We start from the raw sequence: 14,609 nt of genomic DNA, 5'->3' as shown, positions 1-14,609 counted from the left end.
ACAACGAGAGCGCTCGAGATCCCGAGCGCCATGGAGGTGCGCGCATGAGCGAGCCCACGGAACGTCGTCCCCGTCGCACCGCGAGCCGTGCCGCGGGCGCGCCAGCCCCGGTGCCCGCCGAAACGGTGCGGGAGCGATCCGCCCCCGTCGAGAAAGCGCAGGAGCGGCCCGCGCCCGCCGAGCAGGTGCGCGAGCGATCCGAGCCCGTCGCGGTGGCGGCCGAGGCACAGTCGGATAGTGCCCCGGTGGAGAAATCCGGCCGCAAGAAGCAGGCAGAATCGAAGGGCGCGAAGAAGTCCGGTCAGGAGACCGCCCCCGCGCAGAGCGCCCAGCCGTCCCGCCGCCCGTCCCGTGGCCGTCAGCAATCGGGTCGCGGCAGGGCAGAACAACCGGCCCCGCCGCCGGTCGCCGCACAGGATCGGCTCGGGACCCCGCCGAAGCTGACCAAGAACGGGCTACGGGTCTTCGCGCTCGGCGGCATCGGCGAAATCGGCCGCAATATGACCGTCTTCGAATACGGCGGCAAATTGCTCATCGTCGACTGCGGCGTGCTGTTCCCTGAGGACCAGCAGCCTGGCGTCGATCTGATCCTGCCCGACTTCCGGCCCATCGAGGACCGGATGGACGACATCGTCGCCATCGTGCTCACCCACGGCCACGAGGATCACATCGGCGCGGTGCCGTTCCTGCTGCGCATGCGCTCCGACATCCCGGTCCTCGGCGCCAAATTCACCCTCGCCCTCGTCGCCGCCAAATGCCGCGAACATCGGTTGCATCCGAAGCTGACCGAGGTCGTGGAAGGTGAGACCACCATCCACGGTCCGTTCGAATGCGAGTACTTCGCCGTCAACCATTCGATCCCGGACGCACTCGCCGTCGCCATCCGCACCCCCGCGGGCGTGGTGCTGCACACCGGCGACATCAAACTCGACCAGCTGCCCCTCGACGGCCGCCTCACCGACCTGGCCGGATTCTCCCGCCTCGGTGACGAGGGCGTCGACCTGTTCCTGGTGGACTCCACCAATGCCGAGGTGCCCGGTTTCGTCACCCCGGAGCGCGAAATCGGCGGCGTGCTCGACACCGTGATCGGCAAGGCCCGCCACCGGGTCATCGTCGCCTCCTTCGCGAGCCACGTGCACCGCATCCAGCAGGTCGTCGACGTAGCCCAGAGACACGGGCGCCGGGTGTGTTTCATCGGCCGCTCGATGGTCCGCAATATGCAGATCGCCCAGGATCTGGGCTATCTGACGGTGCCCGACGGCATCGAGGTCGACCTCGATGTCGCGGCCACGCTGCCCGGTGACCGGCTGGTGCTGATCTCCACCGGCTCGCAGGGCGAACCACTGTCGGCGCTGTCGCGGATGGCGCGCGGCGACCACCGTCAGATCCACATCCGCCCGGACGATCTGGTGGTACTGGCCTCCTCGCTCATCCCCGGCAACGAGAATTCGGTATTCGCCGTGGTCAACGGTCTGTCCCGGCTCGGGGCGACCGTCATCACCCAGCAGAACGCGAAGGTGCACGTCTCCGGTCACGCGTCCGCGGGCGAACTGCTGTACCTGTACAACGCGGTGCGCCCGACCAATGCCATGCCGGTGCACGGGGAATGGCGGCATCTGCGCGCCAACGCCGCGCTCGCTGTCGCGACCGGTGTTCCCGAGGAACGGGTCGTATTGGCCGAGGACGGCGTCGTGGTCGACCTCATCGACGGTATCGCCTCGATCGTCGGCCGCGTCCCGGTCGGGCACGTCTACGTCGACGGCCTGTCGGTCGGTGATGTGGGCGAATCGACCCTCTCGGATCGCCTCGTGCTCGGCGAGGGTGGGTTCATCTCGATCACCGTCGCGATCGACTCGACCACCGGCAAGGCGGTCAGCACCCCGGAGGTGAGCGGTCGGGGTTTCTCCGACGATCCGTCGGCGCTCACCGCCGCCGCCGAACTCGTCGAAGCCGAACTGCTCCGTCTGGCGGGGGAGGGCGTCACCGAAACCCACCGCATCGCCCAGGCCGTGCGCCGGGTGGTCGGCCGCTGGGTCGCCGACACCTACCGTCGCCGTCCGATGATCGTGCCGACCGTCATCGGGGTCTGACACCCGGATAGACGAAAAGCGCCCGAAGCCGACCTCGTTTCGAGGATGGCTTCGGGCACTTCCGTTTTCAGCTCATCTGGCCTGGCAGGCGGCCGAATCGAGTTTGGCTGTCCGGACGATATTGCAGGTGAACTGGTTGGACACCTTCCACTGATCGTCCTGCGCGACGAATTCGATGAAGGCGTCCTGCACCGGTTTACCGTCGATCGTGACGTCGGCGTCGGCCTTCAGCTTCCCGTCCTTGGGCTCCTGGACACCGGTGATCGCGACCTTGACGTTATTGAGTTCCGCCGCCTTGACGAGTTTGTCGACCAGTTGCGGATCCCGTTCGGCGTCCTGCACCCACGCGGTCTTCTCCTCGGAGCCGACCGTGGGATCGAAGGCGCGGGTAATGCGGGTATTGAGTTCCTCGGCCGTGGGTTTCGGTAGATTCGGCGGCGTGGTGGACGGCGGCGCCTCGCCCTCGATCAGACCGTCCTGACTCTTGCCCGATTCGAAATTGCCGGCGGTGGAAGTGGTTGCGGACGCGGAGGTGGTGGCCGCGTCGTCGGAGGAGCACGCGCCGAGACCGAAGCCCGCGACGACGGTGAGCAGGGCCACGGCAGCGCGCACTGAGCGAAGTTTCACGAAATTCCCCTGAAATGAAGTGGTTCACCGCACCGGCATGGGCGGTGACAGGCCGGTATCAGCTCTCGTAGCCCTCTGTGCAGCGCCAATTCACGACGTAGCCGCCGTATACGCGGGACAGGGCGGCGTCGCGAGCCGCGGGGTAGCTGGCTCGGGACGCGCTGCTCCAGTGGGTCCGCGATCTGGCGAGCACGCCGCACCCGTTGCGCCAGGAGATGCTCACCGCGCAGCCGGGGCCGCAGGAGTTCACGGCATTGATCTCGGCCGCGTTGTAACTGCCGTAGTTGTTGCTGATGCTGTAACGCCCATTGCTGCCGACCGCGATAGCTCCGTAGAAGCCGGCTTGAGCCTGCGCGGCGGGCGCTGAGGTAGCCAGCGCGACCGCGGTCGCCGCGACCGCGACGGCAGCGGTGAGGAATTTCTTCACGGAATCGGATGCCCCTTCTCATCGAATGTCCATGCCCCCGATGGACCACGTGACAACGTACAGTTCCCGCGTCTGCGCTGACAACCGAGGATTCGGGCGGGTCGGCGGAGCCGGGACTGCCGCTACGGCACGTCGTCCGATATGTTCGGCTGGTGAACATGGCACAGCGAGAACGGCGCGAATTGGTCGAGGCGATGTCCGCGGCGGGACCCGACGCGCCGACGTTGTGCGGGGCGTGGACGGTACGAGATCTGGCCGCGCACTTGATTGTTCGCGAACGTCGCCCCGACGCGTCCCCCGGCATCATGCTGAAACCGTTCGCCGGATATCTGGAATCGGTGCAGAACAAAGCCGCGGCGAAACCGTTTCCCGAACTGCTCGAACTGGTGCGCACCGGTCCGCCGTGGTGGTCACCGCTGCGGCCGATCGACGCCGTCGCCAACCTGGGCGAGATGTTCGTCCACCACGAGGATGTGCGCCGTGCCGCCCCGGAGTGGGAACCACGTCAGCTCGGCGACGAGGACGAGGCCCTTCTGTGGTCGATGGTGCGCCGCATGGGCCGCGCGGCCTACCGGAAATCGCCGGTGGCGGTCACGCTCGAAACCCCGGACGGTCAGCGCGCGGTGGTGAAGCAGAAACAGGGCCCCATCGTCACCCTGATCGGCAGGCCGTCCGAACTGCTGCTGCACGCCTTCGGTCGCGACCGGGTCCGAATCGAGACCAGGGGCGATGCCGAAGCGGTCCGCGCGGTGCAAGAGCTCGATCGGTCCATTTAGCCGCTGATCCGCCCCTTTTCCCGGGCTCGAGACGTGTGATACCTGTGTTGCGGATGGTCTGATCGGTGCGTGTGCGGCTAGCCTGAGTCCATGGCAGGTAAGTCCCGCAGCACACCGACGTCCAGTGCGCGGGCGGGATCGGCCCGGGGGAGGACCACCACGGCTCGGTCTCGCTCGGCCACCCCGCGCCGCGGGACCGCGCCGCGCGGGCGTGCCACCCCGGTGCGACGCCCGGCTCCGCGCGCCGCGAACCGCGCGTCCAACACCGCACCGCTCGCCGTCATCAGCCGCGGCATCAGCAGCGGCTGGACCGTGATCGCTCGCGGTGTCGGAGCGGCGACGCGAACATTGAGCAAGGCCGGTGATATCGAGCACGGCCACCGGCGCGACGGTATCGCCCTCGCCCTGATCGCGCTCAGCGGTGTCATCGCGGCCGCGGTCTGGCTGTCGGCGGGCGGCCCCATCGGGCACTGGGTGGACGAAGCCATTCGCGCCGTCTCCGGGTCCGCCTCGGCCGCACTGCCGTTCGTGGCGACCGGAATCGCCGTCATCCTGATGCGCACCGAGGCGCGCGTGGAGATCAGGCCGCGCCTGGTACTCGGCGGGCTGCTCGTCGGACTTCCGATGCTCGGCATCTGGCATCTCGCGGCCGGTGCGCCCACCGACGCGCACGGACGTTCCCGCGCCGCCGGTTTCGTCGGCTTCGTCATGGGAGGGCCGCTGGCCGGTGGCCTCACCGCCTGGCTGGCCGTGCCGATTCTGCTGCTGGCCATCGTCTTCGGCGTACTGCTGCTCACCGGCACCACCGTCCGCGAGGTGCCGCAGCGGCTGCGCGAGTACTTCGGCACCGCGGGCGGCGGCGACGAATACAGCGAATACGAGGGTGAACAACTCGAATTCGAGCCGTCGAACTACGACGCCGACGGATTCCCCGTCAGCCGAAGCCGTGCGCGCCGACGCGGTAGAACCCCCGCCGAGAACTATCCGCCCGATGAATTCGGTGATCCGAACGCCGTCACCGAAGCATTCGGCGAACCGCCGCTGCGCGACGCCAAGACCATCGCCACCGCCGCCGAATTCGGTGCGGAGATCGATGCGGCCAAGCCCGCGCCCGCACCGAGGAAACGTGCGGCGCCCAAGGTCGCCGACCAGACGCCGCCACCGCCGAAGGAACCCGAATTCGTCACCGACCGGGTGATCGAGGGCGATTACACGCTGCCGCCGGTAAGCCTGCTCACCGACGGCGACCCGCCGAAGAAGCGCAGCGCCGCCAACGAATCGATGATCGAGGCGATCACCGAGGTGCTGGTGCAGTTCAAGATCGACGCGGCGGTCACCGGGTTCGTCCGCGGCCCGACCGTCACCCGGTACGAGGTGGAACTCGGTCCCGGCGTGAAGGTCGAGAAGATCACCGCGCTCGCCCGCAATATCGCCTACGCCGTCGCCACCGAGAACGTCAGGCTGCTCGCGCCCATCCCGGGCAAATCCGCCGTCGGCATCGAGGTGCCGAATTCCGATCGCGAACTGGTGCGTCTGGCCGACGTGCTCAAGGCGCCGTCCACCCGCAACGATCACCATCCGTTGGTGATCGGCCTCGGCAAGAATATCGAGGGCGAATTCGTCTCGGCGAACCTCGCCAAGATGCCGCATCTGCTTGTCGCGGGTTCCACCGGCTCCGGTAAATCCAGCTTCGTCAACTCGATGCTGGTCTCACTGCTGCAGCGGGCCACCCCGGAAGAGGTCAGGATGATCCTGATCGACCCCAAAATGGTGGAACTCACCCCGTACGAGGGTATTCCGCACCTGATCACGCCCATCATCACCCAGCCGAAGAAGGCCGCGGCCGCACTGACCTGGCTGGTGGAGGAGATGGAACAGCGCTATCAGGACATGCAGGCCAACAAGGTTCGCCACATCGATGACTTCAACAAGAAGGTCAAGTCCGGTGCGATCACCGCGCCGCTTGGCAGTGAACGGGTGTACCGCCCCTACCCCTACATCCTGGCCATCGTCGACGAACTCGCCGACCTCATGATGACGGCTCCCCGTGACGTCGAGGAAGCCATCGTCCGCATCACCCAGAAGGCGCGCGCCGCGGGTATCCACCTCGTGCTCGCCACGCAGCGCCCCTCCGTCGACGTGGTGACCGGCCTGATCAAGACCAACGTCCCGTCCCGTCTCGCCTTCGCCACGTCGTCGCTGACCGACTCGCGCGTCATCCTGGACCAGCCGGGCGCGGAGAAGTTGATCGGCATGGGCGACGCGCTGTTCCTGCCGATGGGCGCGGGTAAACCCACCCGCCTGCAGGGCGCGTTCATCAGCGACGAAGAGATCCACGGCGTCGTCGAATTCACCAAGAACCAGGCCGAGCCCGAATACCAGGAGGGCGTGACCGCCGCGAAGGCGAGCGAGAAGAAGGACGTCGACCCGGATATCGGCGACGATCTCGACGTCTTCCTGCAGGCCGTGGAACTGGTGGTGACGTCGCAATTCGGGTCGACCTCGATGTTGCAGCGCAAACTCCGCGTCGGATTCGCCAAGGCGGGACGCCTCATGGATCTGATGGAGACCCGAGGTGTCGTCGGTCCGAGCGAGGGCTCGAAGGCGCGTGATGTGCTCGTCAAACCCGACGAGCTGGACGGACTGCTGTGGAGTATCCGCGGCGGGGACGCGCCGCAGGACGACGCGGACGAGGCGTAAGCGGAATCATCCCCGACACCACGCTCCAGTGGCGCGCTCGGGAGGATTCGAACCCCCACCCCACCGCTCCGTAAGCAGTCGCTCTCTCCGTTGAGCTACGGACGCTTGCCCGCGCCGCGACGCGGATTGTTCCCTCGGCGAGATTCGAACTCGCATCTACCGGTGCCTAGGGCCGGCGCCTCTGCCAGTTGGGCCACGAGGGATTGCTGTGAGCGAGTCACATTCGCGTGCCAGGGCGCCCGATAGACAGGAAAAGGGTCACTCCCGGCACCAGCCGTGGAGTGACCCCTCTCTCAGGTCTGCTCGTTATCGAGACCTCAGGGGCCGCTCCCGGAGCGCGCGAAGCGGTGGACACGCATTGCCGATAGCGCGACACGGCTACGCCGGACGCCACGCGGCGACGACAGTCGCTCTCGCATGGTCTGCCCGATCATTCGCCTGATCCCTTCGGTTTCCGCCTGTGCGGTATCGATTCCGTAGGCTCGACGCTAACATCCGAATTCGGTACGCGGAACCCATTTTCGTGCGGTGTCGCGACGTTTGTGCGCTACCGGAGGCCGAGGACGCCCGTCGGGGACTCGGTCCGCAGGGTATGAAATCATGGTCGGCAACCCATCCGCTACCTTGCCAGAACGGACAAATCGGGCATGATGGCGGTCATGAGCTTCGATCGGACCACCGCATGCAGGTAACCGCATTGATCTGGACGATCACCATCGCGGTGATCCTCGGCCTTTTCGTCTTCGATTTCTTCGCCCACGTGCGTACCCCGCACGAACCGACCTTCCGGGAATCCGGGTTCTGGTCGGCCGTCTATATCGGCATCGCGCTGGTATTCGGCGGGGTGGTCGCCTGGAAGTGGGGCAGCACCTACGCGGGCGAGTACTACGCGGGTTTCGTCACCGAGAAGGCGCTCTCGGTGGACAACCTGTTCATTTTCCTGATCATCATGACCACCTTCGCGGTGCCGCGGATCTACCAGCAGAAAGTGCTGCTCATCGGCATCGTGCTCGCCCTGGTCATGCGCGGCGTCTTCATCGCCGTCGGCGCCGCCGCCATCAGCGCGTTCAGTTGGGTCTTCTACCTGTTCGGGCTGTTCCTGATCGTCACCGCGATCAAACTGCTCAGGGAGAGCGGCCACGAGGTCGAGGTCGAGGAGAAACGCGACAGCCGGATCGTCGCCCTGGCCAAACGCGTGCTGCCCACCACCGACGAATACGACGGCGACAAGCTGGTCACCCGCATCGACGGCCGTCGCGCGGTCACGCCGCTGTTGCTGGCGCTACTCGCCATCGGATTCGCCGACCTGCTGTTCGCGCTGGATTCCATCCCGGCGATCTACGGCCTCACCGAGCAGCCGTACCTGGTGTTCACCGCGAACGCCTTCGCGCTGATGGGCCTGCGCCAGCTGTTCTTCCTGATCGGGGGGCTGCTGGATCGGCTCGTCTACCTGTCCTACGGACTCGCCGCCATCCTCGCGTTCATCGGCGTGAAGCTGGTGTTGCACGCCCTGCACGAGAACACCTTGCCGTTCGTCAACGGCGGTGAGCACGTCGCGGTGCCGGAGATCTCGACCCCGGTATCGCTCGGCGTGATCCTCGGCATCCTGGTCGTCGCCACTGTCGCCAGCCTGATCAAGACGCGCGGCTCCGCGAATCCGAATCCCGCCGCCTGACCGGTCGACCGGAAACGAACAGCCCTCGATCGTCGTGATCGGGGGTTGTTCGCCGAAGTGCGGGTCGGATCAGGAGGCGAACGCGCCCATGACGGGCTGCCACTCGACCGCCCGTACCGCCTCGATGAGGCCCTCGCGGGCGAACGGGTCCTGGGTCAGCAACTCCTTCAGCGCGGCCTCGTCCTCGGCCCGGAAGATCAGCAGCGCGCCCGAACCGTCCGGGTACGGACCGCTGCTGAGCAGTGTGCCCGCGTCTACCAGGCCGAACAGCCAGCCGCGATGTTCCGGACGATGGGTATCCCGCCCCGGGAGGGCGGCTTCGGAGTAGGTGTAGTGAACGGCGAAGATCGGCACGGTGGATCGCTTCCTGTCTCAGAGGTTGAGCAGCATTCGAGTATTGCCGAGAGTGTTGGGCTTCACATAGCTGAGATCGAGGAATTCGGCGACGCCGGTGTCGTAGGACCGGCACATCTCGGCGTACACCTCCGCGGTGACCGGGGTGCCGTCGATTTCCGCGAAGCCGTGCCTGCTGAAGAAATCCACCTCGAAGGTGAGCACGAAAAGCCTGCTCAGCTCCAATTCCCTGGCCACTTCGACCAGGCGGTGCACGATGAGTCTGCCCACACCCTGGCCCTTGACATCGGGATGCACCGCGACCGTGCGGACCTCGCCGAGATCGGCCCACAGCACGTGCAGCGCGCCGCAGCCGACGACCCGGCCCTCCGCCTCGGCCACCCAGAATTCCTGGACCGCCTCGTACAGTGTGACCAGGCTCTTCTCCAGCAGGATCCGTCCGGCGTAGACATCGACGAGGCGTTTGATATCGGGGATGTCGGAGGTTCGCGCGCGTCGCACTACCGGGGTGACAGGCTGCGCGGCGGGTGCCGCGCCCGGATATGCGTCGCTGGTCGAACCACCCTGTGGTCCCCGAGAGGTCATGGGGTGCACAGTAGTCGGCCCGGTTACCGATAGTCTGATCGTGTGCCGCACATCCTGTCGTTCCGCTCACCGCATCGCGCCGGGCACCACGACCGGGCGCGAATCGGGGCGGGATACGCGGCCGAAGGGCGGCCGAGCGGCGCGACAGCGGGCGCGGTCGCGCCGGAGCCGAGTTTCGGCGAGGCGAGGGCATGAGCGTGCAGCCGGAAGAGATCGACCGTCACTGGGAGGCTGTCCCGGTGCGTCCGGGGCTCGCGCCGGGGCAGGCGGAACCGGCGGCGGTCCCGCTGATGAATATCGCGAACGTGCTCACGATGGCGCGGATCGCGATCGTTCCGCTGTTCGTACTCGCCCTGTTCGCCGGCGACGGCCACGATACGGGCTGGCGCGTCATCGCGGCGGCGCTGTTCGGCATCGCCGCCATCACCGATCGCTTCGACGGGCAACTGGCGCGCAAATACGGCCTCGTCACCGATTTCGGCAAACTCGCCGATCCCATCGCGGACAAGGCACTCATCGGCTCGGCGCTGATCGGGCTCTCGGCGCTCGGTGACCTGGCGTGGTGGATCACCCTGGTGATCTGCGGGCGTGAGATCGGTATCACGCTGCTGCGGCTGGCCGTGGTGCGTCGGGGTGTCATTCCGGCCGGGCGCGGCGGCAAAGTGAAGACGCTGGTGCAGTCGTTCGCGATCGCGGCGTTGCTGTTGCCCCTGTCGGGCGGTCTCGCCACCGCCGGAATGGTCTTGATGTATATCGCGCTCGTGCTGACCGTGGTGACCGGGCTGGATTACATCGGCCAGGCGGCCAGGGTGTGGTTCGCGGGCGGGACACGGGCACGCGGGCGATGACCGATCCGCTCACCGCCGCGGCGCCCGCCGCCGAATTGGTGCGCGCCCTCACCATCGCCGGGCAGACCGTCGCCACCGCGGAGTCGTTGACCGCGGGACTGGTGGCGGCGACCATCGCCGGGGTTCCCGGCGCGAGCGCGGTGCTGCGCGGCGGACTCGTGGTCTACGCGACCGATCTCAAACACAGCCTCGCGGGCGTCAGCGACGAACAGCTCGGATCCGAGGGGCCGGTGTCGGCGGGCACCGCGGAACAGCTGGCGGTCGGGGCGAGAACCCGATGCGAATCGGACTGGGGCATCGGCCTGACGGGGGTCGCCGGACCCGATTCCCAGGACGGGCATCCGGTCGGCACCGTCTTCCTCGGCCTGTCCGGTCCGCGGCATGCCGAAGTGATGCGGTTGCGCCTGTCGGGTGACCGGTGGACGATCAGACTCGACGCGACGCAGATCGCGGTGCGGGAACTGCTTCGGTGCGTCCAGGGCTGACTCGCCGCCATCGAGTTTCGCCAGGACGGGAACCAACGGGCCGCCGTCCGACGTTGTGCCAGAAAGAACGGTTCGCGCTCGGCGTTCGGCCGCCGCGCGTCGGCCCGGTGAACGCCGAGCAGTGACTGCCGAGCGGTCACTGCCGAGCAAAAGGAGAACGAGATGACGCTGCTGCGAGAGGCAATCGGGGACAGTCTGCGGCGTGCGCGTCTCGCCCAGCATCGGACCCTGCGCGAGGTGTCCACTTCGGCGCGCGTGAGCCTCGGCTATCTGTCGGAGGTCGAGCGGGGCCGCAAGGAAGCGTCCAGCGAACTACTCGCCGCGATCTGCGCCGCCCTGGATGTGCCGCTGTCGCGGGTGCTCTGGGATGTGAGCACGATCATGGCGGGCGCCGACGCCGTACCCGCCGCGAGCGAGCCCGCCGCGACGCCCGTCCAGGAGACCGAGCCCTCCACCGCGGTCGAACCGGTGGAGGCGCCCGCCGCCGCGGCGTCGGAACCGGGGCTCGCACCCGCGGGCGCGAATATGTCGGCGGAGCCGGGTGCGCGGCCGTCGCGTATCGCCGAGAAGACCAGAATCGTCATTCCGGCCCCGAAGTCGGACATGCTGATCCTGGTGAAGACCAACTGACGCCTTGCCCGCGCGGGCAACGCTGCGGTCCGATGCGAAAAACGGATAGATTCTCTAATAGGCGTCCGCCGGGCCGGTTCGTCCGGTCCGCGGACCGCATGGTGGAGGATAGGCACAACTGGTGCGTGACGGTCGCGCACCGGAGCCGCTAGAAGCGGTGCATCAGATGGAGGCGGGATCAATCGATGGCTAATCCGTTCGTCAAGGCCTGGAAATACCTGATGGCCCTCTTCGACTCGAAGATCGAGGAGCACGCGGATCCGAAGGTTCAGATTCAGCAGGCTATCGAGGAAGCTCAGCGCCAGCATCAGGCCCTTTCGCAGCAGGCCGCGTCGGTCATCGGCAACCAGCGTCAGCTGGAGATGAAACTGAACCGGCAGCTCGACGAGGTCGAGAAGCTGAACGCCAACGCGCGTCAGGCGGTCCTGCTCGCCGATCAGGCCACCGCGGCGGGTGATACCGAGAAGGCGATCCAGTACACCAACGCGGCCGAGGCGTTCGCCGCGCAACTGGTCACCGCCGAACAGTCCGTCGAGGATCTGAAGGTGCTGCACGATCAGTCGTTGCAGGCCGCGGCCCAGGCGAAGAAGGCGGTCGAGCAGAACGCCATGCTCCTGCAACAGAAGGTCGCCGAGCGCACCAAACTGCTCAGCCAGCTGGAGCAGGCGAAGATGCAGGAGCAGGTGTCCGCCTCGCTGCAGCAGATGGATTCCACGCTGTCCGCTCCCGGCACCACCCCGAGCCTGGACGCGGTCCGCGAGAAGATCGAGCGACGCTACGCGAACGCTCTCGGCGCCGCCGAGCTGGCCCAGAATTCGGTGCAGGGCCGCATGGTCGAAGTGCAGCAGGCCAGCATCCAGATGGCGGGACACAGCAAGCTGGAGCAGATCCGCGCCTCGATGCGCGGCGAGTCGCTGCCCGCCGGCGACGGTCAGAGCGCCATCAACCCCGCGCAGGCGCAGGCCAACCCGGCGCAACCGCAGATGAACAAGGGCCAGGCCGCCCAACAGTAGTGGCCGGTACGGCGGTAGAGGACGGTTCGGTGTGCGACACGGCGCGAGTTGGTCACCCGGATCGTCGACGCCCTCGTCGGGCCGCCCGCCCGGCCTGACGAGGTCTCCCACCGCGGCACCGGAGAATCGGTCATGATGGAACCGGGTGTCAGCGAGGTGCAGGGATGAGTCGGAGAAAATCGCAGCAATCGCCCGTGGTGGCGTATCCGGGCGCGCACTCGGCGGCGTCGTCCGGACTACCCGAGACATTGCGCGAGGTGGGGGAGCATGCGCTGGTCGCGGTGCGCCGCTGGGCAGATCCGCGGGAACGCGAATTGCGCAAGCGCCGCCGGGCCCGCCGCCGTAGCTTCCAACTGGGTACCGTCTCGGGCCTTACCACCGCGGGAGCCGTTGGGCTCGTTGTTATTTCGGCGCCCGCCTGGGCCGTGGTGGTGTTGGGCGGCGGTGCCGTAGCGCTGGTCACCGGAACGGCGCTGAGCGCCAAGCGTTATCTGCGGTTGCGCGGTACGCCGTTGCCGTATCCGGCTTTCATGCCGCGCAAGCAGCCGCCGCTGCGTTCGGCGGCGCGCGCTCCGATCGCCCGCCTGGTTCGCTCGGAACGAGCGTTGCACGGTCTGATCGCGCATCTCGGCACCTCGAATCGCCTTCCCCGCGAAGAACTCGTCGACATGATCGAGACCGCGAATTCCGGCGCGGCAGCACTGCACGCCCTGGCCGCCGATATCGTTCAGATGGAAAGCGCCCTCGGCGTGGTCGGGCGGAACAATCCGCATGCCGCCGACGCGCTGACCGCGAACGTGCGGTTCGCGATGACGCGGCTGGACACGGGCGTCGTCGAGTACGAAGAGATCGTGACGGCCGCGGGCCGAATTCTCGCGGTCCCCGAAAGCACGGTCGTCGCGTACCGATTCGACGGCATCGTGGCGGATCTGCGTCACGCGGCCGACCGTCTGGACGGCTGGGCGCAGGCGCTGGCCGAAGTCGCCGACCACCCTGTCATCGCGACCGCCGAACCGCCCCGGGGGTTTTCGCGATAGCCGCACTGATCCCGGCTACGCGGCGGCGACGCACGCCGGTGGGAATTGTGGATATTCGCGCATAATCAGCGCTGTCGAGGTGAGCGCGCAGCTACCGCCGTATGCCGTGCGACGGGAAGACATCGCAGCGTCGTCGTACTCTCCGAGGATTTCCTGCGCACGGCATACGGTCGACCGGGTGGGACAACCCGAAATTATGTGAACGGTTATACGCATCGCGGCGGCCAGGGCGGCTCGCGGATATCGTGCGAGAGTGCAACGGCCGAACTGTGCGATGGATTCGACAGAATTGTCGAATGGCGGATCCGTAAACGAAGCGGTGTCTCGCCGCTATCGGAATTCGCGCGTCGCGCGCCGGATCACGCGGGGCGATTCGGCCGAATAGCTGTCGTTACGCTGCGGAAACCGTAACAGACGCGGTCGGCGAACCGCTGGGATCGGGGCCGCCGGTATCCCTACCGGCGCAGGGTAATAGGTGTCCGTAGATCAACGGCAGTATGGTCGCGGCGGCAATTCGTACCCACGGGTCGGTCGGTCGATGACTCGACCGCATTTCGTGGTACCGCCCGCCACACTCCGTTCCGGTGTGGTGCGGATATGTCAAAAGGGTTCCTGAGTAGTCGATTAAGCGATGATTCACACCCTGAGGGCCTTGGATCTCGGCCGTCGGGAAACATCCTGACAGCCTCGGAGTTTTGCAGCAACGGTTTCCGGGAATTCGCTCGTCTGGATATACGAATCAGACCGGATGGTAGCTGTGCCCGGCCTGGTGGGTGCCCCGCTACCGTTCGGTAACCCGCTGGGCTGGCAGTCAAGGCCCTTTGACGCCGTTGGCGCGGGCCGCCCCGGGTCGGGGTGAACCCTGATTTGCACCCGGAGATCGGTGGTGAGCTGGTGATTTATCGGTGCGCCGGTGCCAGCATCGGAGGTGACGGATCGCCGGACGGTGGTTCGCCGGAGACTTCAGGAGGCTGGAAATGCTGTGGAAGATCATCGGTGTAGTCGCGGTCGTCTGGATCGCACTCGCCCTCATCGGTGCGCTGATCAAGGGACTGTTCCCGATTCTGGTGATCAGCGCGGTGGTGTTCGGCCTGTACCTGCTGTACAAGGCGATCTCGGGGTCGGACAACTCGAGCGTCACGAAGCTGTAGGTGAACGGGCCGCGGCCTGGTAGTGCTTTCCCGGTGCGGACGCCCATTCGTCGCCGGGCGAGAACCCGGCTATCGGATTCGGCGGGGTTGCTGCCCGGCCGCGCGGTCCGGTCCGCCGGGTTCGCTGCGCGGCGGGTCGGGGCGCGGATACACCGGAAGGCGCGGGTCTCGTGTCCGAGGGCGGGTGTCGTCATGACGGCCGGACGGTGTG

Annotated in this window: 14 protein-coding genes and 2 tRNA genes; 10 read left to right on the top strand and 6 right to left on the bottom strand. The window is 67.1% G+C overall.

The features are described from left to right. The first annotated feature begins 44 nt into the window (after nucleotides 1–44). A complete protein-coding gene (locus ABZS43_RS14765) occupies nucleotides 45–2,090 on the top strand; it encodes an RNase J family beta-CASP ribonuclease (protein WP_355036377.1) in 2,046 nt (681 codons plus the stop codon). Nucleotides 2,091–2,162: 72 nt separating this feature from the next. Here ABZS43_RS14765 and ABZS43_RS14760 read toward each other — a convergent pair whose 3' ends face one another. Together ABZS43_RS14760 and ABZS43_RS14755 are read right to left on the bottom strand one after the other, a co-directional pair. Next, nucleotides 2,163–2,717: a hypothetical protein gene (locus ABZS43_RS14760; protein ID WP_355036376.1), complete on the bottom strand. Its 555-nt coding sequence runs from the start codon at nucleotides 2,715–2,717 to the stop codon at nucleotides 2,163–2,165. 58 nt (nucleotides 2,718–2,775) lie between these two features. After that, the gene (locus ABZS43_RS14755) at nucleotides 2,776–3,144 is read right to left on the bottom strand and encodes a DUF4189 domain-containing protein (RefSeq protein ID WP_355036375.1); all 369 of its coding nucleotides are present in this window, start codon (nucleotides 3,142–3,144) and stop codon (nucleotides 2,776–2,778) included. 152 nt (nucleotides 3,145–3,296) lie between these two features. On the opposite strand from ABZS43_RS14755, the gene ABZS43_RS14750 reads away from it, so the two are divergent. Together ABZS43_RS14750 and ABZS43_RS14745 are read left to right on the top strand one after the other, a co-directional pair. Next, the gene (locus tag ABZS43_RS14750) at nucleotides 3,297–3,920 is read left to right on the top strand and encodes a TIGR03085 family metal-binding protein (protein WP_355036374.1); all 624 of its coding nucleotides are present in this window, start codon (nucleotides 3,297–3,299) and stop codon (nucleotides 3,918–3,920) included. Nucleotides 3,921–4,010: 90 nt separating this feature from the next. Beyond that, nucleotides 4,011–6,620 (top strand): DNA translocase FtsK, encoded by a 2,610-nt coding sequence (locus tag ABZS43_RS14745; protein WP_355036373.1) that lies wholly within the window; start codon nucleotides 4,011–4,013, stop codon nucleotides 6,618–6,620. 29 nt (nucleotides 6,621–6,649) lie between these two features. Here the strand turns inward: ABZS43_RS14745 and ABZS43_RS14740 are convergent. Together ABZS43_RS14740 and ABZS43_RS14735 are read right to left on the bottom strand one after the other, a co-directional pair. Further along, nucleotides 6,650–6,725: transfer RNA gene (locus ABZS43_RS14740), tRNA-Arg, on the bottom strand. Between the two features lie 24 nt (nucleotides 6,726–6,749). Further along, nucleotides 6,750–6,823 (bottom strand) — tRNA-Leu (locus ABZS43_RS14735). Nucleotides 6,824–7,302: 479 nt separating this feature from the next. On the opposite strand from ABZS43_RS14735, the gene ABZS43_RS14730 reads away from it, so the two are divergent. After that, nucleotides 7,303–8,295 carry a TerC family protein gene (locus ABZS43_RS14730; protein WP_355036372.1) on the top strand — a complete coding sequence of 331 codons (993 nt, stop codon included), beginning with the start codon at nucleotides 7,303–7,305 and terminating at the stop codon, nucleotides 8,293–8,295. Nucleotides 8,296–8,364: 69 nt separating this feature from the next. On the opposite strand, the gene ABZS43_RS14725 is transcribed toward ABZS43_RS14730, so the two are convergent. Both ABZS43_RS14725 and ABZS43_RS14720 read right to left on the bottom strand, forming a co-directional pair. Then, nucleotides 8,365–8,649 carry a YciI family protein gene (locus ABZS43_RS14725; protein WP_355036371.1) on the bottom strand — a complete coding sequence of 95 codons (285 nt, stop codon included), beginning with the start codon at nucleotides 8,647–8,649 and terminating at the stop codon, nucleotides 8,365–8,367. Nucleotides 8,650–8,667: 18 nt separating this feature from the next. Further along, complete coding sequence (locus ABZS43_RS14720; RefSeq protein ID WP_355036370.1) at nucleotides 8,668–9,234, bottom strand: amino-acid N-acetyltransferase; 567 nt, start codon at nucleotides 9,232–9,234, stop codon at nucleotides 8,668–8,670. A gap of 191 nt (nucleotides 9,235–9,425) precedes the next feature. Between ABZS43_RS14720 and pgsA the strand changes: the two genes are divergently transcribed. From pgsA to ABZS43_RS14690, 6 genes are all read left to right on the top strand, one after another. Further along, nucleotides 9,426–10,082: a CDP-diacylglycerol--glycerol-3-phosphate 3-phosphatidyltransferase gene (gene pgsA / locus ABZS43_RS14715; protein WP_355036369.1), complete on the top strand. Its 657-nt coding sequence runs from the start codon at nucleotides 9,426–9,428 to the stop codon at nucleotides 10,080–10,082. Next, nucleotides 10,079–10,567 (top strand): CinA family protein, encoded by a 489-nt coding sequence (locus tag ABZS43_RS14710; protein ID WP_355036368.1) that lies wholly within the window; start codon nucleotides 10,079–10,081, stop codon nucleotides 10,565–10,567. Before pgsA ends, ABZS43_RS14710 begins: the two co-directional genes overlap by 4 nt. A gap of 162 nt (nucleotides 10,568–10,729) precedes the next feature. Next, nucleotides 10,730–11,197 (top strand): helix-turn-helix transcriptional regulator, encoded by a 468-nt coding sequence (locus tag ABZS43_RS14705; RefSeq protein WP_355036367.1) that lies wholly within the window; start codon nucleotides 10,730–10,732, stop codon nucleotides 11,195–11,197. Nucleotides 11,198–11,382: 185 nt separating this feature from the next. Next, complete coding sequence (locus ABZS43_RS14700) at nucleotides 11,383–12,210, top strand: PspA/IM30 family protein (protein WP_355036366.1); 828 nt, start codon at nucleotides 11,383–11,385, stop codon at nucleotides 12,208–12,210. Between the two features lie 164 nt (nucleotides 12,211–12,374). Continuing rightward, nucleotides 12,375–13,247 carry a hypothetical protein gene (locus ABZS43_RS14695; RefSeq protein ID WP_355036365.1) on the top strand — a complete coding sequence of 291 codons (873 nt, stop codon included), beginning with the start codon at nucleotides 12,375–12,377 and terminating at the stop codon, nucleotides 13,245–13,247. A 977-nt stretch (nucleotides 13,248–14,224) separates the two neighbouring features. Beyond that, nucleotides 14,225–14,398 (top strand): hypothetical protein, encoded by a 174-nt coding sequence (locus ABZS43_RS14690; protein WP_355036364.1) that lies wholly within the window; start codon nucleotides 14,225–14,227, stop codon nucleotides 14,396–14,398. Nucleotides 14,399–14,609 lie beyond the last annotated feature (211 nt).

It is taken from the genome of Nocardia sp. NPDC005366, assembly GCF_040606855.1.
Lineage (GTDB): Bacteria > Actinomycetota > Actinomycetes > Mycobacteriales > Mycobacteriaceae > Nocardia.
The sequence above is the reverse complement of the archived record's forward strand: the minus strand, read 5'-3'. Positions and strand labels throughout refer to the sequence as shown.